Raw genomic sequence first — 23,231 nt, 5'->3', positions numbered from 1 at the left:
GCAGCGACGGCCCGTTCAGCCGCCGATGTACGACATCTCGACGCGCTTGCGCGCGCCGTCGGCCGCGTCCGCCGCGGCGGCACTGCCGCGCAGCTGGGAGTAGCGGTCGGTGCGTGCATGCCAGATGCGCGCGATCGCGGTCGCGATCTCGGCGTCGGTCGCGCCGCCGCGCACGAGCGCGCGCAGATCGTGGCCGCTCGACGCGAACAGGCACAGATAGAGCTTGCCTTCGGTCGACAGCCGCGCGCGCGTGCAGTCGCCGCAGAACGCCTGCGTGACGCTCGAGATCACGCCGATCTCACCGCTGCCGTCCGCATAGCCCCAGCGCTGCGCGGTCTCGGCCGCCGTATGCGGCTCGAGCGGGACGAGCGGGAAGCGCTCGGCGATCCGCGCGACGACGTCGGCCGACGGCAGCACCTCGGTCATGTTCCAGCCGTTCGACGTGCCGACGTCCATGTATTCGATGAAGCGCAGGATCACGCCGGTGCCGCGAAAGCGCTCGGCCATCGGCAGGATCTCGGTGTCGTTCGTGCCGCGCTTCACGACCATGTTGACCTTCACGGGCGCGAGCCCCGCGGCCTGCGCGGCGAAGATGCCGTCGAGCACGTCGGCGCTCGCGAAGTCCGCGTCGTTCATCCGTTTGAACAGCGCGTCGTCGAGCGCGTCGAGGCTGACCGTCACGCGCGTGAGGCCGGCGTCCTTCAGCGCGCGCGCCTTGCGCGCGAGCAGCGAACCGTTGGTCGTCAGCGTGAGGTCGAGCGGGCGGCCGTCGCGCGTGGTCAGGCGTGCGAGCCGCTCGATCAGGAACTCGAGGTTCTTGCGCAGCAGCGGCTCGCCGCCGGTGATGCGAATCTTTTCGACACCGTGCGCGACGAAGATCCGCGCGACGCGCTCGATCTCCTCGTGCGTGAGCAGCGCGCTGTGCGGCAGGAACGGATAGTCCTTGCCGAAGACCTCGCGCGGCATGCAGTACACGCAGCGGAAGTTGCAGCGATCCGTCACCGAGATGCGCAGGTCGCGCAGCGGCCGGCCGAACGTGTCGGCGAGCGTGCCGTCCGGCGCGTGCGGCACGCCGGAAACGTCCGGCACGCCGCTGACGTCGGCGAGAGGAATGATGCGTCGGGACATGTTGAAAGATAGGCGAACCAAGCCTGTATTTTAGCCGTAAGCCGCGCGCCCAGCCGCGTGAGCGGAAACCCGTAGCGCGGATGTGAAAAAGCCCGCCGGCGGGCGGGCTTTTCCGGGACGGACGATGCGCCGCTTAGCGGTGCGCCGTCTCGACCTGCTGCATCGGCGTCGTGTCGACCGGCGGCAGCGGCTTGCGCTCGCGCGGCGTGCGCACCGGGCGCGGCAGACGCGATGCGGCTTCCTGCGCCGCACGCAGCTTCTCCGCGTCGGTATTCACCCACACGAGGCCCGCCTGCTGCAGCACGGCTTCCAGGCTCGCGGAAGCGGGCGCGGCGGACGGCTGGGCGACGGCAGGTGCCGAAGCGGCAGCCGGTGCAGGAGCCGGAGCCGCGACTGGTTCGACCGGTGCGGCTTCGACCGGCGCCGGTGCGACAGCCGGAGCGGCCGGTGCTGCCGGAGCGGTCACGGCCGGCGCTGCCTCGGCAACGACTGCCGTGTCGGCCGGCTGCGCGTCGACGGCAACCGGCGCTTCCACGTCGGCCGGCACTTCGAACGCGTCGGTCGGCGAAACGGCGAGCGCAACGGGGCCTGCTTCGACGTCGGCGGCCGGTGCGACGACCGGGGCCGGTGCCGCAGCCGGTGCGGCGGCGACGACCGGTTCCGCGACGGCGACGGAGTCACTGTCGGCATGGGCCGGCGCCGACGGCGTCTCGACCGCGACCGATTCGGCACGCTGTTCGACGACCGTTTCGGCGACGATCACACCGGCCGCAGCGGCTGCCGCGACGGTGGCCGGCGCGTTCGCGTGGGCCGGCTCGGCGGCCGCCGGCGCTTCGTGCGCCGCCGGTTGCGCGGCGGCTTCGCCGTCGAGGCCCGCTTCGGCCTGATCGACCACTGCGCCTTCCTCGTCACGCTCGCGACGACCGCCGCGACGGCCGCGGCGGCGGCGACGGCGCTCTTCGCCGTCACGCGCGCCGGCCTCGGCATCCGCTGCGACGTCCGCGCCCGGCAGGGCGGCGGCGGCCGCCTTGTCGGCGTCCTGTTCCGGATGGCTTTCGCCGCGGTTCACGGTTTCGAGCGTCGCCGCATGCTGCGGCTTGCGGCGTTCGCCGCGCTCGCGACGCTCGCCGCGTTCCTGGCGCTCGCCGCGGGCGGCCTCGACGGCCTCCGGCTGCTCGGCGCGCTCGCGCGGCTCGCGTGGTTCACGGGCTTCGCGCGGCTCGCGGTTCTCGCGCGGTTCGCGTGCTTCGCGCGGTGCGCGGCCTTCGCGACCCTCACGGCCTTCGCGAGCTTCGCGGTTCTCGCGACCTTCACGACCCTCGCGACCCTCCCGACCTTCACGCGGCTCGCGCGCTTCCTTGCCTTCGCGTTCCTGACGTTGCGGCTGGCCGCGGCCTGCGGCCGCCTGGTCGCGACCGCCTTGCGCCTGCTGGCCGTTGCCGCCGCGACGATTGCGGTTGCGATCGCCGCCGCGTTCGCCGCGCTGCTCGGTCTTCTCGGCGCGTTCGCGGGCCGGACGGGCCGCCTGTTCCTTCGCCGGTGCCGGTGCGACCGGCGCGGGCGCCGGAGCGGGCGACATGCCGAACAGGCCCTTCAGCCAGCCGATGAAGCCGCCGCTCGGCTGCGCGACCGGCGCGGGGGCCGGTGCCGCTGCCGGCTCGACCGGACGCTGCGGGGCCGGGCTCGGTGCCGGACGCTCGGGCGTGATGCCCTTGACCGCGGCTTCCTGCTTCGGCTTCACGTCGGCCGCGCGCTTGCTGTAGCCGGTTTCCGACTCCAGTTCGCGCGCCGCTTCCTCGGCCATCTTCCACGAGGCGCGCGGATCGTCGAGGCGTGCGTCATCGTGACGCAGGCGTTCGAGCTTGTAGTGCGGCGTGTCGAGGTGCTTGTTCGGGATCAGCACGATGCCGACCTTGAAGCGCGACTCGATCTTGTTGATTTCCTGACGCTTTTCGTTGAGCAGGAAGGCGGTCACTTCGACCGGCACCTGGCAGTGGATCGCCGCGGTGTTTTCCTTCATCGCTTCTTCCTGAATGATCCGCAGCACTTGCAGCGCGGACGATTCGGTGTCGCGGATGTGGCCCGTACCGTTGCAGCGCGGGCAGGTCACGTGGCTGCCTTCCGACAGCGCCGGACGCAGACGCTGGCGCGACAGCTCCATCAGGCCGAAGCGCGAGATCTTGCCCATCTGGACGCGTGCGCGATCGTGCTTCAGCGCGTCCTTCAGGCGTTGCTCGACTTCGCGCTGGCTCTTCGCCGATTCCATGTCGATGAAATCGATCACGATCAGGCCGCCGAGGTCGCGCAGGCGCAGCTGGCGGGCGACTTCGTCGGCCGCTTCGAGGTTCGTGCGGGTCGCCGTTTCCTCGATGTCGGCGCCCTTGGTCGCGCGCGCCGAGTTCACGTCGATCGCGACGAGCGCTTCGGTGTGGTCGATCACGATCGCGCCGCCCGACGGCAGCGGCACCGTGCGCGAGTAGGCCGTTTCGATCTGGTGCTCGATCTGGAAGCGCGAGAACAGCGGCACGTCGTCGTGGTAGCGCTTCACCTTCGACACGTTGTCCGGCATCACGATGTCCATGAATGCGCGGGCCTGATCGTAGATCTCGGTCGTGTCGATCAGGATTTCGCCGATGTCGGGCTGGAAATAGTCCCGGATCGCGCGGATCACGAGGCTCGATTCCAGATAGATCAGCATCGGCTGGCCGGGGTTGCCGCTCTGCGACGCGGCTTCGATCGCGCGCCAGAGCTGCAGCAGGTAGTTCAGGTCCCACTGCAGTTCCTCGGCGCTGCGGCCGATCCCTGCGGTGCGGGCGATCATGCTCATCCCGTCCGGAATCTGCAGCTGCGCCATCGTTTCGCGCAGTTCCTGACGCTCGTCGCCTTCGATCCGGCGCGACACGCCGCCGCCGCGCGGGTTGTTCGGCATCAGCACGAGGTAGCGGCCGGCGAGCGAGATGAACGTGGTGAGGGCGGCGCCCTTGTTGCCGCGCTCTTCCTTCTCGACCTGAACGATCAGTTCCTGGCCTTCGCGCAGCGCGTCCTGGATGCGCGCGGAGCGCATGTCGACGCCGTCCTTGAAGTACTGGCGGGCGACTTCCTTGAACGGCAGGAAGCCGTGGCGGTCTTCGCCGTAGTTGACGAAGCACGCTTCGAGCGACGGCTCGATGCGCGTGACGACACCTTTGTAGATATTGCCTTTGCGCTGTTCGCGCCCGGCTGTCTCGATGTCGATGTCGATGAGCTTTTGCCCATCGACGATGGCGACGCGCAGCTCCTCCTGCTGCGTCGCATTGAACAGCATGCGTTTCATGAACGACTCCAGGCGGCTCTGCAGGCGGCGCCTCGCGGTTGTCAGGCGCGAGGGCGGACACGACGGCAGGCCGCACCTTGTTGTGTTGTCACAAGCACGCTGGAGCGGGAACGATGGCGGGGAGAATTGCCTGAAGAGGCGCTTGGACCCGAACGACGGGCCGGCGGCCATAGGGCACCTGCGAACACGGCTTCAAAGCACGGCGTCCACACACCGCACGCTGCGAAAGCGCGCTAAGCCTGAGACCGGCATTGCCACGGGCGCGCGCAATGCGTCGCGCGCGCCGACGGGCGGCAGATGCTGCGGCTTGGGCCGCAGCGGGGAGTATCGAATCCAGCCCGACTTTCCCGCTTGGGGTGTACTTCCTTGGTTTGACGTCGCCAAGCCCCGCACGCTTCGCGGGGCCAAATCGGGCGCAACGCCGTAATTTTCGCAACCGGCAGCCCGTGCGGACACATGTCGCGCCGCCGCGCTGCCAATCAAATTCTTTTCAACCAACTTTCCGTTACCGCGGCGCCTTGCCGACCGAATCCGCCTGTGGGCGCGATCCTTGCCGACGGTCGGCGCCGTGCGTGCAACTTGCTGCTTCTCTTTGATAAGGGGCGAGCAGCGGACCCCCGGCGCAAGTAAAATGACGGTTTGCGCTTGCGCCTTGCCCGGTTGGGCCGGGTCGGCCGATCAGGCCGCCCGCAACGTCAGGCTGGGCAAAATTATATTCAGTATGAATGAGTTAGGCAAAATATCCCAGAATTCGGTCGCAAGCGGTCAGGTCTCCATGATCCAGATCGACGAAAGTGCAGCCGGTCAGCGGATCGACAATTTCCTGTTGCGCGTCTGCAAGGGCGTGCCGAAAAGCCATATTTACCGGATTCTGCGCAGCGGCGAAGTGCGCGTGAACAAGGGGCGCGTCGATGCGCAGTACCGGCTCGCGTTCGGCGACGTCGTGCGCGTGCCGCCCGTGCGCGTGGCCGCGGCCGACCTCGCGCGCGCCGACGCGCCCATCGTGCCGCCCGCGCAGTTCGACGTGCTGTTCGAAGACGACGCGATGCTCGTGATCGACAAGCCGGCCGGCGTCGCCGTGCACGGCGGCAGCGGCGTCGCGTTCGGCGTGATCGAGCAGCTCCGGCAGGCGCGCCCGCGCGCGAAATTCCTCGAACTCGTGCACCGGCTCGACCGCGAGACGTCCGGCGTGCTGATGCTCGCCAAAAAGCGCACCGCGCTCGTCGCGCTGCACGAGCAGATCCGCGAGAACCGCATCGACAAGCGCTATTTCGCCTGCGTGCACGGCGAATGGCAGGCCGACTGGGGCCGTCGCCGCGCGGTCAAGGCGCCGCTGTTCAAGTACACGACGGCGGACGGCGAGCGGCGCGTGCGCGTGCAGGACGACGGCCTCGCGTCGCACACGGTATTCAATCTCGTCGAGCGCTGGCCCGACTATGCGCTGGTCGAAGCGGAACTCAAAACGGGTCGGACCCATCAGATTCGCGTGCACCTCGCGCATCTCGGTCTGCCGATCGTCGGCGACGCGAAGTATGGCGATTTCGCACTGAACAAGGCGCTGGCGCGCGCGAATGCGCAACCGTCGCTGAAGCGGATGTTCCTGCATGCGCACCGGCTGCGGCTCGCCCATCCGCTGAGCGGCGACGCGCTGCAGTTCGACGCGCCGCTGCCGGCCGAATGCCGGCACTTTCTCGATCAACTGAGCGCACTGCGCGATACCGCCTGAACCGCATGCCCCGACAGCAATTTGATCTGATCGTCTTCGACTGGGACGGCACGCTGATGGATTCGACCGCGCACATCGCGCACAGCATCCAGGCCGCATGCCGCGATCTCGGTCTGCCGAAACCGTCCGACGAATCCGCGCGCTACGTGATCGGCCTCGGGCTGCGCGACGCGCTGCGCATCACGGCGCCGACGCTCGATCCGTCCGATTATCCGCGGCTCGCCGAACGCTACCGCTATCACTATCTGCTCGACGATCAGCGCATCGAGCTGTTCGCCGGCGTGCGGGAACTGCTCGCGGAGCTGCGCGACCTCGGCTACCTGCTCGCGGTCGCGACCGGCAAGGGCCGCGTCGGGCTGAACCGCGTGCTCGACCAGTCTAAGCTGACGAGCCTGTTCGATGCGACGCGCTGCGCGGACGAAACGTTCTCGAAGCCGCATCCGGCCATGCTGCACGAGCTGTCCCGCGAACTGGGGCAGGATCTGGCGCGCACTGTCATGATCGGCGACACGACGCACGACCTGCAGATGGCCGCGAGCGCCGGGGCGGCCGGCGTCGGCGTCGCGTACGGCGCGCATACGGCCGACGCGCTGGCCGCGCTCGCGCCGCGCTTCGTCGCGCCCGACGTCAACGCGCTGGCCGAATGGCTCAGGGAGCACGCATGAGCGCCGCGCCCGCTACGGACGCGGTGCGCGTCTGCGCGTCGGACGCGCTGGTCGACGGCGGCGCCGGCGTGCGCGTCGACGCGACGCTGCGCGGCGAGCAGGCGGTCGTGTTCTTCGTGCGCTACGACGGCCGCGCCTACGGCTATCTGAACCGCTGCGCGCACGTGCCGATGGAACTGGACTGGGCCGAGGGCCAGTTCTTCGAATCGTCGGGGCTCTATCTGATGTGCGCGACGCACGGCGCGATTTATGCGCCCGACACGGGGCAGTGCGTCGGCGGCCCGTGCCGCGGCGGGCGGCTGCGGCCGGTCGAAGTCGACGAGCGCGACACGCCCGACGGGCGTGCGGTATTCTGGCTTCCCGACGCGGACCTGCGTCCCGCCACGCAAGACTGACGACAATCCTGCATGACCGATCAACCGAATTTCCCTGAATCCTCGTCCCGCCCCGACAATCGCGAGCCGAACTGGGAGCGCGCCGCGCTCGAGCGGATCGCGCTTGCGGCCGTCAAAGAGCAGCGCGCGGCACGGCGCTGGAAGATCTTCTTCCGCTTCGCGTTTCTCGCGGTATTCCTGCTGCTCGCGTTCGCGCTGATCGACTTCTCGAGCGACGCGAAATTCGCGTCGGGCGGGCGGCACACGGCGCTCGTGACGATCGACGGCGAAATCGCGGCCGGCACCAATGCGAACGCCGAGGACATCAACACCGCACTCGACGCCGCTTTCGAGGACGACGGCACAGCCGGCGTCGTGCTGCGGATCAACAGCCCGGGCGGCAGTCCCGTGCAGGCCGGGATGGTCTACGACGAGATCCGGCGCCTGCGCGGCAAGTATCCGGACAAGCCGCTGTACGTCGTCGTGACCGACATGTGCGCGTCGGGCGGCTATTACATCGCGTCCGCGGCCGACAAGATCTTCGTCGACAAGGCGAGCATCGTCGGGTCGATCGGCGTGCTGATGGACGGCTTCGGCTTCACCGGGCTGATGGGCAAGCTCGGCGTCGAGCGCCGGCTGCATACGTCGGGCGAAAACAAGGGCTTTTACGATCCGTTCTCGCCCGAAACGCCGAAGATGGACGCGCATGCGCAGGAACTGCTCGATCAGGTCCACGCGCAGTTCATCAAGGCGGTGAAGGACGGCCGCGGCAAGCGGCTGCATGAAACGCCCGACATGTTCTCCGGGCTGTTCTGGACCGGCGAGAAGAGCGTCGAACTCGGGCTCGCCGACGGCTACGGCACGACCGACTCCGTCGCGCGCGACGTCATCAAGGCGCCGGATCTCGTCGACTACACGGTCAAGGAAAGCCTGACGAACCGCGTCGCGCGCAAGTTCGGCGCGGCCGTCGGCGGCGCCGCGATGAAGGCGTTGACGGCCGCCGGCGCGTCGGTTCAGCTGCGCTGAGGGGTAGAGCCGCCCCGCGAGGCCGCGGCCGGCGGATTCGGCGATCGGGCCCCGGCGCCGCATGCCGCGGCGCCGAGTGCCGCCTTAGTGCGCGAGCAGCAGGAAAATCGCAGGGCGCTTGTGCAGATTCGGCGCAGGCGCCTTTTTCCAGTCGGCCGCCGTGCGCGTCGCGATCGTCTCGGTCGCGAGCGTCAGATCGGCCGCGACGCAGATCTGCGTCGACGGCGCGCACGTCGCGACGAGCGTGTCGAGCATCGCCTGGTTCCGGTAGGGTGTCTCGATAAAGATCTGCGTCTGGCGCGCCTTGCGCGAGACCTGCTCGAGTTCGCGCAGCCGCTTGGCACGCGCGGCCGCGTCGACCGGCAGATAGCCGTTGAACGCGAAACTCTGGCCGTTCATTCCCGAGGCCATCAGCGCGAGCAGGATCGAGCTCGGCCCGACGAGCGGCACGACCTTCACGCCGCGTTCGTGCGCGCGCCGCACGAGCAACGCGCCGGGGTCGGCGACGGCCGGGCAGCCGGCTTCCGAGACGAGCCCCGCGTCCGTGCCGGCCAGTACCGGCGCGAGCAGCCGGTCGATCTCGCCGGCCGGCGTATTGACGTTCAGTTCGCGGATCTCGATGTCCTGGATCGGCCGCGACGTGCCGATCTTCTTCAAAAACGCGCGCGTCGTCTTCGCGTTTTCGCCGATGTAGTAGCCGAGCGTGCCGGCGCGTGCCTGCACGGCGGCGGGCAGCACGGCGGCGAGCATCGACGCGTCGCCTTCGCCGAGCGTATTGGGGACGAGGTACAGCGTGCCGGCCGTCATGCGCGTGCTCCTTGCGGCGTGAACAGCGGATAGCCGACGGCGCGCAGCATCCGCGTCAGCGCGATCAGCGGCAGGCCGACGAGCGCGGTCGGATCGTCCGAATCGATCGCGTCGAGCAGCGCGATGCCGAGCCCTTCGGATTTCGCGCTGCCGGCCACGTCGTACGGCGTTTCGGCGCGCAGATAGGCGTCGAGCTCGGCTTCGGGCAGCGAGCGGAAGCGCACGCGCGTCACGACGTCCTCGGTCTGCACTTCGCCGGTGCGGCTGTCGTAGAGGCTCAGCGCGCTGTGGAATTCGACTTCGCGTCCCTGCATCGACACGAGCTGCGCGAGCGCGCGTTCGTGCGTGCCGGGCTTGCCGATCTGCAGCCCGTCGAAGGTGGCGACCTGGTCCGACCCGATCACGAGCACGCCGTCGGGCGCGTCGATCGTCGCGGCCACCGCGCGCGCTTTCGCGGCCGCGAGGCGCAGCGCGGTCGCGGCGGGCGTTTCGCCGGCGAGCGGCGTTTCGTCGAGGTCGGGCGACACGACGTCGAACGGTACGGCGAGGCGCTCGAGCAGCGCGCGGCGGTAGCGGGAACTGGAGGCGAGAATCAGCCGCGGCGGGCGGCAAACGGTATCCGGCATGGTCGATGGAATCGGTGAGTCGTCGGGGCTTGCGCGAGGTTGCGCGGACGCAAGCTTAAGTGATTGACTGAAAAAGGTAAAACAGGTATGCTTTCCCGCTTTTCATCGGCAGGCTCCCGTTCGGGTGTCGGCCGGGTCTTCGGAAGTACGCGGCGCCAAGCCGGATCGACTTGCAGGGAGCGCACATGAACACTTCTTCTGGCAAACCTGCGGCAGCGCTCGATCCGCACGCGGTCGACCTGTTCGAATTCGCCCGCAGCGGGCGGCAGGCAGCAGGCGCGGTGCGCCTCTCGCAACTGCCGCGCATGTTGAACGAGGTGCCGGCAGACGCGCCCGATCGCGACACGGTATTCACGTGGCAGGCCGAGGGGTTCACGCAGAAGGAACTGCAGGACGACGGCACCGAGGGGCAGCAGCCGTATCTGCGCCTCGCGCTGCACGGCCACGCGTGGCTCACGTGCCAGCGCTGCATGACCCCGTACGATCAGGCGTTCGACGTCGACATGGTGTACCGGATCGTCGCGACCGAAGAAGAAGCCGAGGAATTTCCGCTCGACGACGATGAAGCCGATGTGATCGTGGGCTCGCGCCAGTTCGATCTCGTCGACTTGATCGAGGAGGAGTTGCTGCTTTCGCTGCCGCTCGTGCCCAAGCACGAGGTTTGCCCGGCGGTTCACGAAAGCCTCGTGTCGGGTGCGAGCGGTCCTTCGGAAGAGGCGGACGAGGAGTCCGACGACGCCGGGGACGAAGGCAAACGGCCGAATCCGTTCGCAGCGCTCGAAGCGCTGAAGAAGGACGGGGACGGCAGCAAGAAACACTGAGCAGTGTGGCGCGGGAAGGCGTAAGGGCCGTGGGCCAGGGTAGTTAAGCGCCGGATCGGGCTGTGTTAGAATCCGGAAAATTTTTAGGAGTTAGTCATGGCAGTCCAGCAAAACAAGAAGTCGCCGTCGAAGCGCGGCATGCATCGTTCGCACGATTTCCTGACGGCAGCGCCGCTGGCAGTCGAGCCGAGCACGGGTGAAGTGCATCTGCGTCACCACATCAGCCCGAACGGCTACTATCGCGGCAAGAAAGTCGTCAAGACGAAGAACGACTAAGCGTCTCCTCGTGCGTTGCGCGTTACGATGGCCGTTCGCGTGACAACTGGTTCGCTTGACACTTTCCTGGCTCAACAAAAAGGCGGCATTCAACTGCCGCTTTTTTGTGCCTGAAATTCGTCGCATTCCATGACCGTAAAGCTCACAATCGACTGCATGGGAGGCGACCACGGCCCGTCCGTGACCGTTCCCGCGGCAGTCAAGTTCGTTCGTGCGCATCCCGATGCGCACCTGATGCTCGTCGGCATCGAAAGCGCGATCCGCGCGCAGCTCAAGAAGCTGAAAGCCCTCGACGATCCCGCGCTGTCCATCGTGCCCGCCACCGAAGTCGTGGCGATGGACGATCCTGTCGAAGTCGCGCTGCGCAAGAAGAAGGATTCTTCGATGCGCGTCGCGCTGAATCACGTGAAGGACGGCGAGGCGCAGGCGTGCATCTCGGCCGGCAACACCGGCGCGCTGATGGCCGTGTCGCGTTACGTGCTGAAGACGCTGCCCGGTATCGAGCGGCCCGCGATCGCGTTCTCGCTGCCGAATCCCACCGGCTACACGATGATGCTCGACCTCGGTGCGAACGTCGACTGCGAACCGCAGCATCTGCTGCAGTTCGCGGAGATGGGCCACGCGCTCGTCGCCGCGCTCGAAGGCAAGGACCGACCGACGATCGGCCTGCTGAACATCGGCGAAGAAGTGATCAAGGGCAACGAGACGATCAAGCGCGCCGGCGAACTGCTGCGCGCGAGTACGCTCAATTTCCGCGGCAACGTCGAAGGCAACGACATCTACAAGGGCACCGTGGACGTGATCGTCTGCGACGGCTTCGTCGGCAACGTCGCGCTGAAGACGTCGGAAGGGCTCGCGCAGATGCTCTCCGACATCATCCGCGAGGAGTTCGGCCGCTCGCTGCTGTCGAAACTGATGGCGCTGCTCGCGCTGCCCGTGCTGATGCGCTTCAAGAAGCGCGTCGACCATCGGCAGTACAACGGCGCGGCGCTGCTGGGGCTGAAGAGCCTCGTGATCAAGAGCCACGGTTCGGCCGACGCGTACGCGTTTGAGTGGGCGATCAAACGCGGGTATGATGCCGTCAAAAACGGCGTGCTGGAGCGCCTCACGCGCGCGATGGCGGACAATTCGGTGTCGCTCGGCGACGGCGAACACGACGCAGGCGGCGCGGGCCCCGCGAGCCCGGCCGCAGGCCATCACGCCGAACCTTCCGCTGCGCAATCCTCTAAAGCATAAATGGCCCAATCGACTCTCTATTCCCGCGTGCTCGGCACGGGCAGCTATCTGCCGCCCGACCGTGTCACGAACCAGCAGCTTGCCGATCGTCTCGCGAAGGAAGGTATCGAGACGAGCGATGAATGGATCGTGGCGCGCACGGGCATCCACGCGCGCCATTTCGCCGCGCCGGACGTGACGACGAGCGATCTCGCGCTCGAGGCGTCGCGCCGCGCGATCGAGGCGGCCGACATCGATCCGCAGTCGATCGACCTGATCATCGTCGCGACTTCGACCCCCGATTTTGTGTTTCCGAGCACCGCCTGCCTGCTGCAGAACAAGCTCGGCATCCGCAACGGCGGGGCGGCGTTCGACGTTCAGGCCGTGTGCTCGGGGTTCGCGTATGCGGTGGCGACGGCCGACAGCTTCATCCGCAGCGGCCAGCACCGCACGGCGCTCGTCGTCGGCGCGGAGACGTTCTCGCGCATCCTCGATTTCAAGGACCGCACGACCTGCGTGCTGTTCGGCGACGGTGCGGGCGCGGTGATCCTGTCCGCCTCGGAAGAGCCGGGCGTGCTCGGCAGCGCGCTACATGCGGACGGTAGCTACTCGCACATCCTCTGCACGCCGGGCAACGTCAATCGCGGCGTGATCGACGGCAGCGCGTTCCTGCACATGGACGGGCAGGCCGTGTTCAAGCTCGCGGTCAACGTGCTCGAGAAGGTCGCGATCGAAGCGCTCGCGAAGGCGAATCTCGCGCCCGAGCAGGTCGACTGGCTGATTCCGCATCAGGCCAACATCCGGATCATGACGAGCACGTGCCGCAAGCTCGGGCTGCCGCAGGAACGCATGGTCGTGACGGTCGGCGAGCACGGCAACACGTCCGCCGCGTCGATTCCGCTCGCGTTCGATGCCGCGGTGCGCGACGGCCGCATCCAGCGCGGTCAGCACGTGCTGATCGAAGGCGTCGGCGGCGGCTTCACGTGGGGCGCGTCGGTCTTCCGCTACTGATCCGTCGCGCGCGCATGGCGCGCGCGCTCCCTTCGGCGCGCCGTTCGTGCGCGCCGCTCGAATCGATTCAATTGGGGACGATATGAAATTTGCATTCGTTTTTCCGGGGCAGGGCTCGCAGTCCGTCGGCATGCTGAACGCGTTCGCCGATCTCGCCGTCGTGCGCGAGACGCTGCAGGAAGCGTCCGATGCGCTGAACCAGGATCTGGGCAAGCTGATCGCCGAAGGCCCGGCCGAAGAACTGAATCTGACGACGAATACGCAGCCGGTGATGCTGACGGCCGCCTATGCGTGCTATCGCGCCTGGCAGCAGGCCGGCGGTCCGGCGCCGTCGATCGTCGCGGGGCACAGCCTCGGCGAATACACGGCGCTCGTCGCCGCCGGTGCGATCGCGTTCAAGGACGCGGTGCCGCTCGTGCGCTTCCGTGCGCAGGCGATGCAGACCGCGGTGCCGGTCGGGCAGGGCGGGATGGCCGCGATCCTCGGCCTCGATGACGACACCGTGCGCGCCGTGTGCGCGGAAGCGTCGAGCGAAGGCGTGGTCGAAGCCGTGAACTTCAACGCGCCGGCGCAGGTCGTGATCGCGGGCGCGAAGGCGGCCGTCGAAAAGGCATGCGAGGTCGCGAAGGCGAAGGGCGCGAAGCGCGCGCTGCCGCTGCCGGTGTCCGCGCCGTTCCACTCGTCGCTGCTCAAGCCCGCGTCGAATCAGCTGCGCGACTATCTCGCGAACGTCGAGGTGAAGGCGCCGCAGATTCCTGTGGTGAACAACATCGACGTCGCGGTCGTCAGCGATCCGGCCGCGATCAAGGACGCGCTCGTGCGCCAGGCCGCAGGCCCCGTGCGCTGGGTCGAATGCGTGAAGCACATGGCGGGCACGGGCGTCACGCACGTGATCGAATGCGGGCCGGGCAAGGTGCTCGCGGGCCTGACGAAGCGCATCGACGGCAACCTGACGGGCGCATCGGTGTTCGATCCGGCGTCGCTCGACGAAGCGCTCAAGCTGGTGACCGCGTAACGCGGCGCCGTTCCTCAAGAGACGGATATTCGATTCATGGAAAAGACTCTCGATAAACAGGTCGCGATCGTGACCGGCGCATCGCGCGGCATCGGCCGTGCGATTGCGCTCGAACTCGCGCGCCTCGGCGCGACGGTGATCGGCACGGCGACGAGCGAGTCGGGCGCCGCCGCGATCACGGCCGCCTTCGCCGAGGCCGGCGTGACGGGCCGCGGCGCGGTGCTGAACGTCAACGACGCCGCCGCGGCCGAAGCGCTGATCGACGCGACCGTGAAGGAGTTCGGCGCGCTGAACGTGCTCGTCAACAATGCCGGCATCACGCAGGATCAGCTTGCGATGCGCATGAAGGACGAGGACTGGGACGCTGTGATCGATACGAACCTGAAGTCGGTGTTCCGCCTGTCGCGTGCGGTGCTGCGTCCGATGATGAAGGCGCGCGGCGGCCGCATCATCAACATCACCTCGGTGGTCGGTTCGGCCGGCAATCCGGGTCAGGCCAACTACGCGGCCGCGAAGGCCGGCGTGGCGGGCATGACGCGTGCGCTCGCGCGTGAGATCGGCAGCCGCGGCATCACCGTGAACTGCGTCGCGCCGGGCTTCATCGATACCGACATGACGAAGACGCTGCCGGAAGAGCAGCAGGCCGCACTGAAAACGCAGATTCCGCTCGGCCGCCTCGGCAGCCCGGAAGACATCGCACACGCCGTCGCGTTCCTCGCATCGCCGCAGGCCGGTTACATCACCGGCACGACGCTGCACGTGAACGGCGGCATGTACATGTCTTGAGCATTTTCGTTTACCATCCGCGCCGTATCCCGTTTTTCAGGCGGATCGGCGCTTGATCGACCATCAAGCCAACGCGCGTTTTGCCTTGGGCAAACCTGATAAAATGCGCGCACTTGTAAATCTGAACTTTCCCTCGGAGGGGTAATGGACAACATCGAACAACGTGTCAAGAAGATCGTCGCCGAACAACTGGGCGTCGCCGAAGCCGAGATCAAGAACGAAGCTTCGTTCGTGAACGACCTGGGCGCCGACTCGCTCGACACCGTCGAACTGGTGATGGCTCTGGAAGACGAGTTCGGCATGGAAATCCCGGACGAAGAGGCGGAGAAGATCACGACGGTTCAGCAAGCGATCGACTACGCTCGCGCGAACGTCAAGGCGTAAGCGCAGCCGCGCTCGTCTGTCACGTCGCCGCGATCTTCGCGTTTGACGCGCCATCCTGCCGGCATCCTCGCCGGACGGACTAACAGCCACAGGGCTCGCAGGGCTGGTTCCTGTGGCCACTGTGGCTTTTGTTTTTGTCATCCAATGGAAAAGAGGTTACCGTGAGCCGCCGTCGTGTTGTCGTTACAGGCCTGGGGCTGATTTCGCCTGTTGGCAATAATGTTGCCGACGGCTGGGCCAATCTCGTCGCCGGCAAGTCCGGTATCGCCACCGTCACGAAGTTCGATGCGTCGAACCTGGCCGTGCATTTCGCGGGCGAGGTGAAGGGTTTCAACGCCGAGGAATACATCCCGGCGAAGGAAGCCCGCAACATGGATACGTTCATCCATTACGGCATCGCGGCCGGCATCCAGGCGCTGAAGGACAGCGGTCTGGAAGTGACCGAAGCGAATGCCGAACGCATCGGCGTGCTGGTCGGCTCGGGCATCGGCGGTCTGCCGATGATCGAAGACACGCACCAGACCTACGTCGATCGCGGCGCACGCCGTATTTCGCCGTTTTTCGTGCCGGGTTCGATCATCAACATGATCTCGGGCCACCTGAGCATCATGTTCGGCCTGAAGGGCCCGAACCTCGCCGCCGTCACGGCCTGCACGACCGGCCTGCACAGCATCGGCCTCGCGGCGCGCCTGATCCAGGCCGGCGACGCGGACGTGATGGTCGCCGGCGGCGCCGAATCGACGGTGTCGCCGCTCGGCATCGGCGGCTTCGCGGCCGCGCGCGCGCTGTCGACCCGCAACGACGATCCGGCCACCGCATCGCGTCCGTGGGACAAGGACCGCGACGGCTTCGTGCTCGGCGAAGGGGCCGGCGTGATGGTGCTCGAGGAGTACGAATCGGCGAAGGCGCGCGGCGCGAAGATCTACGCGGAAGTCGCGGGCTTCGGCATGACGGGCGACGCGTACCACATGACCGCGCCGAACATGGACGGCCCGCGCCGCTGCATGGTCGCGGCGCTGCGCGACGCCGGCGTGAACGCGGACGAGGTCCAGTACCTGAACGCGCACGGCACGTCGACGCCGCTTGGCGACAAGAACGAATCCGACGCGGTGAAGGCGGCTTTCGGCGATCACGCGTACAAGATCGTCGTGAACTCGACGAAGTCGATGACGGGCCACCTGCTGGGCGGCGCGGGCGGCCTCGAATCGGTGTTCACGGTGCTCGCGCTGCATAACAACGTGTCGCCGCCGACCATCAACATCTTCAACCAGGACCCGGAGTGCGATCTCGACTACTGCGCGAACACCGCGCGTGAGATGAAGATCGACGTGGCCGTGAAGAACAACTTCGGCTTCGGCGGCACCAACGGCACGCTGGTGTTCAAGCGCGTCTGACGCCCACATCGCTTGACGAGTCCATTCGATGCACCGGCCGGGCGTCCGCAGCGTTTCTCGCTGCGGGCCTCGGCCGTGTCGTATGTCGTGCTGGCCGCGTTCGTCGCGGCGGCCGCGGCATCCGCGTACCTGTTCTGCGCGCCGCGGGCCGGTATCGTGACGGGCGCATGCGTCGCGGCCGCCACGGCGGCGCTGCTGGCGATCGGCGCGGTGCGCGCCTGCGCGCGCCGCTTGCCGCACGAGCTGCAGATCGATGCATTCGGGGAAGTTGCGGCGTTTGGCCGCGGCGGCCGGCTGCTCGCGCGCGGTCGCGTGACCGGGCATGCACACTGGAGCAGCCTGCTGCTCGTGCTGTCGATCGGGCAGGGCGCCCGGCGGGCGCGGCCGCTGCTGATTCCGGCCGATGCGCTCGACGGCGCGTCGTTCAGCGCACTGGCGGTGCTCGCGCGCAGCGCGGGCCGGGCGGCGCGCGCATGACGGCACGCGCCGTTACGACGCGTAACCAGCGGCGCGCGCAGCGGCCGGCGCGGGAACGCTACAATAGCGCTCCGCGTTGCATCCCTAGTTAACGGATTTGTCAGGTGAGTGAAAAAGAAATCGATCAGGTTCTGGTCGAGCGCGTTCAGAAAGGCGACAAGGCAGCGTTCGAACTCCTGGTCTCCAAATACCACCGCAAGATCATTCGGCTGATCTCGCGCCTCGTGCGGGACCCCGCCGAGGTCGAGGATGTGGCGCAGGACGCGTTCATCAAGGCGTATCGGGCGTTGCCGCAGTTTCGTGGCGAGTCCGCGTTCTACACGTGGTTGTACCGGATTGCCGTCAATACGGCCAAGAACTACCTTGCGACGCAGGGCCGCCGGGCGCCGACGTCGACCGAGGCCGATGCCGAGGAGGCGGAAACTTTCTCCGACGCAGACCAACTAAGGGATATCAACACGCCTGAGTCGATGTTGATGAGCAAGCAGATTGCCGAAACGGTCAACACGGCGATGGCCGCGCTGCCCGAGGAGTTGCGCCAGGCCATCACGCTGCGCGAGATCGAAGGTCTCAGCTACGAGGAAATCGCGGAAATGATGGGCTGTCCGATCGGCACGGTCCGGTCGCGGATTTTCCGGGCGCGCGAGGCAATCGCTGCGAAATTGCGTCCGCTGCTCGATACGCCGGAAGGCAAGCGCTGGTAAGCGCCGCCGACGGGCGCAACGACGCGGGTCGGGGTCTAGTTACGGATAGAGTCGTGAAGTCACGACGGGGTGTGCAAGATGGGGAGCATCATGGGGTCGGTCAATACGCAGTCGCAAGCGTGCTCGCACGGCGAGCGCCTTTCCGCTCTGGTCGACGGCGAAATGTTCGACGGCCCGGATCACGGGCAGTTTCTGGCTGAGCTCGACCGCGCGGATCGCGCTGCGTGGGCCCATTACCACCTGATCGGCGATGCGCTGCGCTCGGACGAGCTCGCGCTGTCGCCCGCGCTGAGCGCCGCGTTCACCGCACGCATGTCGGCCGCGCTCGAAGCCGAGCCGCACCTGCTCGCGCCGGCGGCCGCGCCCGTTACCCGCAAGCTGCTGTCGCTGCGCCGTCGCGTGGTGCCCGCATTCGCCGTTGCTGCCGCGGCGGCCACGCTGACGTGGATCGTCGTTCCGCAGATGCAGACGGCCGGCACGCCGGGCGCCGTGCAGGTCGCATCGGTCAGTGCACCGACGAACGGCGGCCTGCAGCGCGTGACGGTTGCGCAGGCATCGGCACAGCCGGGGCTGCAGGACGTCAACATCATTCGCGACGCGAGTCTCGATCAATACCTTGAAGCGCACCAGCAATTCGCGCAGCAGCCCGTCGTCACGGGCTCGATGCCGCTGATCCGCGCTGCCGTGTCCACCACGCCAGGCCAATAAACTCGATGCGGACATTGCGGTTGAATCACGCCATCTCCGGATGGAAGCGGCTGCCGGCCCTCCTGCTTTGCGCAGCCGCGCTGTTGTCCGTTCAATCCCTTCCTGCCAGCGCCCAGCAACCGGACGATCCCGTCGCGACCCGCAAGGCCGCCGCGGAATGGCTCGACCGCATCCAGCAGGCGGCGCAGCAGCAGACCTACGAAGGCACGTTCGTCTATCAGCGCGGCGGCTATGTCCAGTCGTCGCGCATCGCGCACATCGCGTCGCGCGACGGCGAGTTCGAACGGATCGAAACGCTCGACGGCAAGCCGCGCAAGCTGCTGCGCCATAACGACGAACTCTATACCTTCGTGCCCGAGCGCAAGCTCTGCGTGGTCGAGCGCCGGCAAACGCGCGATTCGTTCCCCGCGCTGCTCGGCGCGAGCGGCGAGCACGTCATGTCCGTCTACGACGCGAAGCTGCTCGGCAAGGATCGCGTCGCGGGCATCGACGCGCAGGTCGTCGAACTCGTCCCGAAGGACGCCTATCGTTTTACCTACAAGTTGTGGGTCGATGCGCGCACGGGCCTGCTGCTGCGCTCGCAGACGCTCGACGCGAACGATCGCGTGCTCGAGCAGATCGCGTTCTCGCAGCTGCAGACGGGCGCGGCCGGCGGCGACAAGGCTGCGATCGCGGCCGGCATGCGTAACCTCGGCGGCTGGACGGTCGTCCGTCCGCCGGTGGCGACGGTCGACATGGAGGCGCAGGGCTGGCAGATCGCACCGGGCGTCGCGGGCTTCCAGAAGATCCGCGAGGTGCGCCGGCCGATGGCTGCGCGCGATGCGGGCGATCCGCCGATCGCGGTCGATCAGGCCGTGTTCACCGACGGGCTTGCGACGATCTCGGTCTTCATCGAACCGGCCGAAAAGAATACGCGCAAGGAAGGCGCGGGCAGCACCGGCGCGACGCACGTGCTCGTGAAGCGCCGCGGCGACTACTGGATCACCGTGCTCGGCGAAGTGCCGCCGGCAACGTTGCAGCAGTTCGCGTCTGCCATAGAATACAAGGCTTCCAAGTAACGCTACGGCTTCCGACATGATGAAAATCACGCTGCGCAAATGGCTTGCGGCGGCGGCGCTGTCCGCCTGCCTGCCGCTCGTGCCGCACACCGCGGCCGCCGCGCCGGTCCCCGCTGCCAGCCTGCCCGATTTCGCCGATCTGGTCGAAAAGGTCGGGCCGGCCGTCGTGAACATCCGCACCACCGCGAACGTGCCGTCCGGCCCGCGCGGCGGGCTGCCGCCCGGTTTCGACAACGGCGACATGTCGGAATTCTTCCGGCGCTTCTTCGGCATTCCGCTGCCGCAGGCGCCCGGCAATCCCAAAAACGCACCGGCGCCCGACAACGCGCCCGACACCGAGCAGAACCGCGGCGTCGGCTCGGGCTTCATCGTGTCGGCCGACGGCTACGTGATGACGAACGCGCACGTCGTCGACGACGCGGACACGATCTACGTGACGCTCACCGACAAGCGCGAATTCAAGGCGAAGCTGATCGGCGTCGACGACCGCACGGACGTCGCGGTCGTGAAGATCCAGGCGTCGAATCTGCCGGTCGTCGCGATCGGCGATTCCAACAAGGTGCGCGTCGGCGAGTGGGTCGTCGCCATCGGCTCGCCGTTCGGCCTCGACAACACGGTCACGGCCGGCATCGTCAGCTCGAAGAGCCGCAACACCGGCGATTACCTGCCGTTCATCCAGACCGACGTCGCCGTGAACCCCGGCAACTCGGGCGGCCCGCTGATCAACATGCAGGGCGAGGTGATCGGCATCAACTCGCAGATCTACAGCCGCACCGGCGGCTTCATGGGCATTTCGTTCGCGATCCCGATCGACGAGGCGATGCGCGTCGCCGATCAGCTGAAAGCGACCGGCAAGGTCACGCGCGGCCGGATCGCGGTCGCGATCGGCGAGGTGACGAAGGACGTGGCCGACTCGATCGGACTGCCGAAGGCGGAGGGCGCGCTCGTCAGCAGCGTCGAGCCGGGCGGCCCGGCCGACAAGGCGGGCGTCCAGCCGGGCGACATCATCCTGAAGTTCAACGGCCGCGCCGTCGATACGGCATCGGACCTGCCGCGCATGGTCGGCGACACGAAGCCGGGCACGAAGGCGACCGTCACCGTATGGCGCAAGGGTCAGGCGCGCGATCTGCCGATCACGATCGCGGAGACGCCGTCCGATACGACCGCGAAGGCCGATCCACGCAAGAACGTGCCGCAGAAGCCGCGCCAGAGCAATGCGCTCGGCCTGACGGTCAGCGACCTGTCGGCCGATCAGTTGAAGGCGCTGAAGCTGAAGAACGGCGTGCAGGTGGACGGCGTCGACGGTCCGGCCGCGCGCGCCGGGCTGCAGCGCGGCGACATCGTGCTGCGCGTCGGCGATACCGACATCACGAGCGCGAAGCAGTTCGCCGAAGTGACGTCGCAGCTCGACGCGCAGAAGGCCGTCGCGGTGCTCGTGCGGCGCGGCGACAACACGCAGTTCGTGCCGGTGCGGCCGCGCCAGAAGTAACGCGCGATGTTCACGCTCTACGGCCGCGGCTGGTGCCATCTCTGCGACGACATGCGCGACGCGCTGGCACCGGTCGCCGCCGAATTCGGCGTGGCGGTCGACTATGTCGACATCGATGCCGATCCGGCGCTCGTCGCGCGCTACGACGAGGACGTGCCGGTGCTGCTGCTGGACGGCGCGGAGGTGTGCCGGCACCGCTTCGACGACGCGAAGGTGCGCAACGCGCTCGCGGCGCGACGCTGAGGGGGCGTTCGGCGCATGCGGGCCATCCGCGCGGCGCCGGGGCCGGTGGGCAAGCCCTACCGGCAAGCCCAAATTACCGCCCGGCGAAGGGCTTTTCGGCTAAAATAGGCCGTTTTTTCACCGACTTACAAGGCGTGCTCCGCGGTCGTCGAGCGCGCCTTTTTCGCTTGATCGGCACTGAATGGATCATATTCGCAATTTCTCGATCATCGCGCACATCGACCATGGCAAGTCGACGCTCGCGGATCGCATCATCCAGGTCTGCGGCGGTCTCGCCGACCGTGAAATGGAAGCGCAGGTGCTCGACTCGATGGACATCGAGCGCGAGCGCGGCATCACGATCAAGGCGCAGACGGCTGCATTGTCGTATCGCGCCCGCGACGGCAAGGTCTACAACCTGAACCTGATCGATACGCCGGGGCACGTCGATTTCTCGTACGAGGTCAGCCGTTCGCTGTCCGCGTGCGAGGGCGCGCTGCTCGTCGTCGATGCAAGCCAGGGCGTCGAAGCGCAGACGGTCGCGAACTGCTACACGGCGATCGAGCTCGGCGTCGAGGTCGTGCCGGTGCTGAACAAGATCGACCTGCCGGCCGCGAACCCCGAGAACGCGATCGCCGAGATCGAGGACGTGATCGGCATCGACGCGTCCGACGCCACGCGCTGCAGCGCGAAGACGGGCCTCGGCGTCGAGGACGTGCTCGAGGCGCTGATCGCGAAGGTGCCGCCGCCGAAGGGCGATCCGGCCGCGCCGCTGCAGGCGCTGATCATCGACTCGTGGTTCGACAACTACGTCGGCGTCGTGATGCTCGTGCGCATCGTGAACGGCACGCTGCGTCCGAAGGACAAGATCAAGCTGATGGCGACCGGCGCGCAGTATCCGGTCGAGCACATCGGCGTGTTCACGCCGAAGTCGCGCAACCTGGAATCGCTGTCGGCGGGGCAGGTGGGCTTCATCATCGCCGGCATCAAGGAACTGACGGCCGCGAAGGTCGGCGATACGGTCACGCATGCGACGAAGGCCGCGGCCGAGCCGCTGCCGGGCTTCAAGGAAGTGAAGCCGCAGGTGTTCGCGGGCCTCTATCCGGTCGAGGCGAACCAGTACGACGCGCTGCGCGAATCGCTCGAGAAGCTGAAGCTCAACGACGCATCGCTGCAGTACGAGCCGGAAGTATCGCAGGCGCTCGGCTTCGGTTTCCGCTGCGGCTTCCTCGGGCTGCTGCACATGGAAATCGTGCAGGAGCGGCTCGAGCGCGAATTCGACATGGACCTCATCACGACCGCACCGACGGTCGTCTACGAGGTCGTGCAGAGCGACGGCTCGACGATCATGGTCGAGAACCCGGCGAAGATGCCCGAGCCCGCGCGCATCGCCGAGATCCGCGAGCCGATCGTCACCGTGAACCTGTACATGCCGCAGGACTACGTCGGCTCCGTGATCACGCTGTGCGAGCAGAAGCGCGGCTCGCAGATCAACATGCAGTACCACGGCCGCCAGGTGCAGCTCACGTACGAAATCCCGATGGCCGAGATCGTGCTCGACTTCTTCGATCGTCTGAAGTCGGTGTCGCGCGGCTATGCGTCGATGGACTACGAGTTCAAGGAATACCGCTCGTCGGACGTCGTGAAGGTCGACATGCTGATCAACGGCGACAAGGTCGACGCGCTGTCGATCATCGTCCACCGTTCGCAGTCGCAGTACCGCGGCCGCGAAGTCGCCGCGAAGATGCGCGAGATCATCCCGCGTCAGATGTACGACGTGGCGATCCAGGCCGCGATCGGCGCGCACATCATCGCGCGCGAGAACATCAAGGCGTTGCGCAAGAACGTGCTCGCGAAGTGCTACGGCGGCGACATCACGCGTAAGAAGAAACTGCTCGAGAAGCAGAAAGAAGGCAAGAAACGAATGAAGCAGGTGGGTTCGGTCGAGATCCCGCAGGAGGCGTTCCTCGCGATCTTGCGCGTCGAAGACAAATAACAGGACTGAT

At 67.3% G+C, this 23,231-nt stretch carries 23 protein-coding genes; 19 read left to right on the top strand and 4 right to left on the bottom strand.

Going from position 1 to position 23,231, the window contains the following annotated elements:
* Positions 1–15: 15 nt before the first annotated feature.
* Positions 16–1,128 (bottom strand): GTP 3',8-cyclase MoaA, encoded by a 1,113-nt coding sequence (gene moaA / locus ACSHSS_RS15765; RefSeq protein ID WP_006401284.1) that lies wholly within the window; start codon positions 1,126–1,128, stop codon positions 16–18.
* 133 nt (positions 1,129–1,261) lie between these two features.
* Entirely contained in the window at positions 1,262–4,441 is a 3,180-nt protein-coding gene (locus ACSHSS_RS15760) for an Rne/Rng family ribonuclease (RefSeq protein WP_445545201.1), read from the bottom strand.
* A 721-nt stretch (positions 4,442–5,162) separates the two neighbouring features.
* Between ACSHSS_RS15760 and ACSHSS_RS15755 the strand changes: the two genes are divergently transcribed.
* The 4 genes from ACSHSS_RS15755 to ACSHSS_RS15740 are packed head-to-tail and all read left to right on the top strand — an operon-like array spanning position 5,163 to position 8,232.
* Positions 5,163–6,167: an RluA family pseudouridine synthase gene (locus tag ACSHSS_RS15755; RefSeq protein WP_012467543.1), complete on the top strand. Its 1,005-nt coding sequence runs from the start codon at positions 5,163–5,165 to the stop codon at positions 6,165–6,167.
* A gap of 5 nt (positions 6,168–6,172) precedes the next feature.
* Entirely contained in the window at positions 6,173–6,832 is a 660-nt protein-coding gene (locus ACSHSS_RS15750) for an HAD-IA family hydrolase (RefSeq protein WP_006401281.1), read from the top strand.
* Positions 6,829–7,227 carry a Rieske (2Fe-2S) protein gene (locus ACSHSS_RS15745; RefSeq protein ID WP_006408132.1) on the top strand — a complete coding sequence of 133 codons (399 nt, stop codon included), beginning with the start codon at positions 6,829–6,831 and terminating at the stop codon, positions 7,225–7,227. The genes ACSHSS_RS15750 and ACSHSS_RS15745 overlap by 4 nt, the downstream gene beginning before the upstream one ends.
* 12 nt (positions 7,228–7,239) lie before the next feature.
* Positions 7,240–8,232, top strand: a complete 993-nt coding sequence (locus ACSHSS_RS15740; protein ID WP_012213799.1) for a S49 family peptidase — start codon at positions 7,240–7,242, stop codon at positions 8,230–8,232.
* A gap of 84 nt (positions 8,233–8,316) precedes the next feature.
* On the opposite strand, the gene ACSHSS_RS15735 is transcribed toward ACSHSS_RS15740, so the two are convergent.
* Together ACSHSS_RS15735 and ACSHSS_RS15730 are read right to left on the bottom strand one after the other, a co-directional pair.
* Positions 8,317–9,039: an SAM-dependent methyltransferase gene (locus ACSHSS_RS15735; protein WP_059785020.1), complete on the bottom strand. Its 723-nt coding sequence runs from the start codon at positions 9,037–9,039 to the stop codon at positions 8,317–8,319.
* Positions 9,036–9,665 (bottom strand): Maf-like protein, encoded by a 630-nt coding sequence (locus ACSHSS_RS15730; RefSeq protein ID WP_012213797.1) that lies wholly within the window; start codon positions 9,663–9,665, stop codon positions 9,036–9,038. The genes ACSHSS_RS15735 and ACSHSS_RS15730 overlap by 4 nt, the downstream gene beginning before the upstream one ends.
* A 185-nt stretch (positions 9,666–9,850) precedes the next feature.
* On the opposite strand from ACSHSS_RS15730, the gene ACSHSS_RS15725 reads away from it, so the two are divergent.
* The 15 genes from ACSHSS_RS15725 (at position 9,851) to lepA (ending at position 23,221) form a co-directional block, all read left to right on the top strand.
* Entirely contained in the window at positions 9,851–10,486 is a 636-nt protein-coding gene (locus ACSHSS_RS15725) for a YceD family protein (protein ID WP_006415539.1), read from the top strand.
* A gap of 96 nt (positions 10,487–10,582) precedes the next feature.
* Positions 10,583–10,762 carry a 50S ribosomal protein L32 gene (gene rpmF / locus ACSHSS_RS15720; RefSeq protein ID WP_006401275.1) on the top strand — a complete coding sequence of 60 codons (180 nt, stop codon included), beginning with the start codon at positions 10,583–10,585 and terminating at the stop codon, positions 10,760–10,762.
* Between the two features lie 129 nt (positions 10,763–10,891).
* A complete protein-coding gene (plsX, locus tag ACSHSS_RS15715; protein WP_006408136.1) occupies positions 10,892–11,998 on the top strand; it encodes a phosphate acyltransferase PlsX in 1,107 nt (368 codons plus the stop codon).
* Positions 11,999–12,988, top strand: coding sequence for a beta-ketoacyl-ACP synthase III (locus ACSHSS_RS15710; RefSeq protein ID WP_012213795.1), 990 nt, complete (start codon positions 11,999–12,001; stop codon positions 12,986–12,988).
* Positions 12,989–13,070: 82 nt separating this feature from the next.
* The gene (gene fabD, locus ACSHSS_RS15705; protein ID WP_105853860.1) at positions 13,071–14,003 is read left to right on the top strand and encodes an ACP S-malonyltransferase; all 933 of its coding nucleotides are present in this window, start codon (positions 13,071–13,073) and stop codon (positions 14,001–14,003) included.
* A 36-nt stretch (positions 14,004–14,039) separates the two neighbouring features.
* Positions 14,040–14,789: a 3-oxoacyl-ACP reductase FabG gene (fabG, locus tag ACSHSS_RS15700; protein WP_006401271.1), complete on the top strand. Its 750-nt coding sequence runs from the start codon at positions 14,040–14,042 to the stop codon at positions 14,787–14,789.
* 144 nt (positions 14,790–14,933) lie between these two features.
* Complete coding sequence (gene acpP, locus ACSHSS_RS15695; protein ID WP_004197638.1) at positions 14,934–15,173, top strand: acyl carrier protein; 240 nt, start codon at positions 14,934–14,936, stop codon at positions 15,171–15,173.
* A gap of 161 nt (positions 15,174–15,334) precedes the next feature.
* The gene (gene fabF, locus ACSHSS_RS15690) at positions 15,335–16,567 is read left to right on the top strand and encodes a beta-ketoacyl-ACP synthase II (protein WP_006415542.1); all 1,233 of its coding nucleotides are present in this window, start codon (positions 15,335–15,337) and stop codon (positions 16,565–16,567) included.
* 12 nt (positions 16,568–16,579) lie between these two features.
* Entirely contained in the window at positions 16,580–17,044 is a 465-nt protein-coding gene (locus ACSHSS_RS15685; RefSeq protein WP_445545200.1) for a hypothetical protein, read from the top strand.
* Between the two features lie 104 nt (positions 17,045–17,148).
* Entirely contained in the window at positions 17,149–17,748 is a 600-nt protein-coding gene (gene rpoE / locus ACSHSS_RS15680) for an RNA polymerase sigma factor RpoE (RefSeq protein ID WP_006401268.1), read from the top strand.
* Positions 17,749–17,838: 90 nt separating this feature from the next.
* The gene (locus ACSHSS_RS15675; protein WP_445545199.1) at positions 17,839–18,456 is read left to right on the top strand and encodes a sigma-E factor negative regulatory protein; all 618 of its coding nucleotides are present in this window, start codon (positions 17,839–17,841) and stop codon (positions 18,454–18,456) included.
* Between the two features lie 5 nt (positions 18,457–18,461).
* Positions 18,462–19,514 carry a MucB/RseB C-terminal domain-containing protein gene (locus ACSHSS_RS15670; protein ID WP_035949791.1) on the top strand — a complete coding sequence of 351 codons (1,053 nt, stop codon included), beginning with the start codon at positions 18,462–18,464 and terminating at the stop codon, positions 19,512–19,514.
* 16 nt (positions 19,515–19,530) lie between these two features.
* Entirely contained in the window at positions 19,531–21,003 is a 1,473-nt protein-coding gene (locus tag ACSHSS_RS15665; RefSeq protein ID WP_105853862.1) for a DegQ family serine endoprotease, read from the top strand.
* Positions 21,004–21,009: 6 nt separating this feature from the next.
* Positions 21,010–21,246: a glutaredoxin family protein gene (locus tag ACSHSS_RS15660; RefSeq protein WP_059875501.1), complete on the top strand. Its 237-nt coding sequence runs from the start codon at positions 21,010–21,012 to the stop codon at positions 21,244–21,246.
* 181 nt (positions 21,247–21,427) lie between these two features.
* Complete coding sequence (lepA, locus tag ACSHSS_RS15655) at positions 21,428–23,221, top strand: translation elongation factor 4 (protein ID WP_006401262.1); 1,794 nt, start codon at positions 21,428–21,430, stop codon at positions 23,219–23,221.
* Positions 23,222–23,231: the final 10 nt, after the last annotated feature.

This window comes from Burkholderia sp. BC1 (assembly GCF_052683555.1).
The sequence above is the reverse complement of the archived record's forward strand: the minus strand, read 5'-3'. Positions and strand labels throughout refer to the sequence as shown.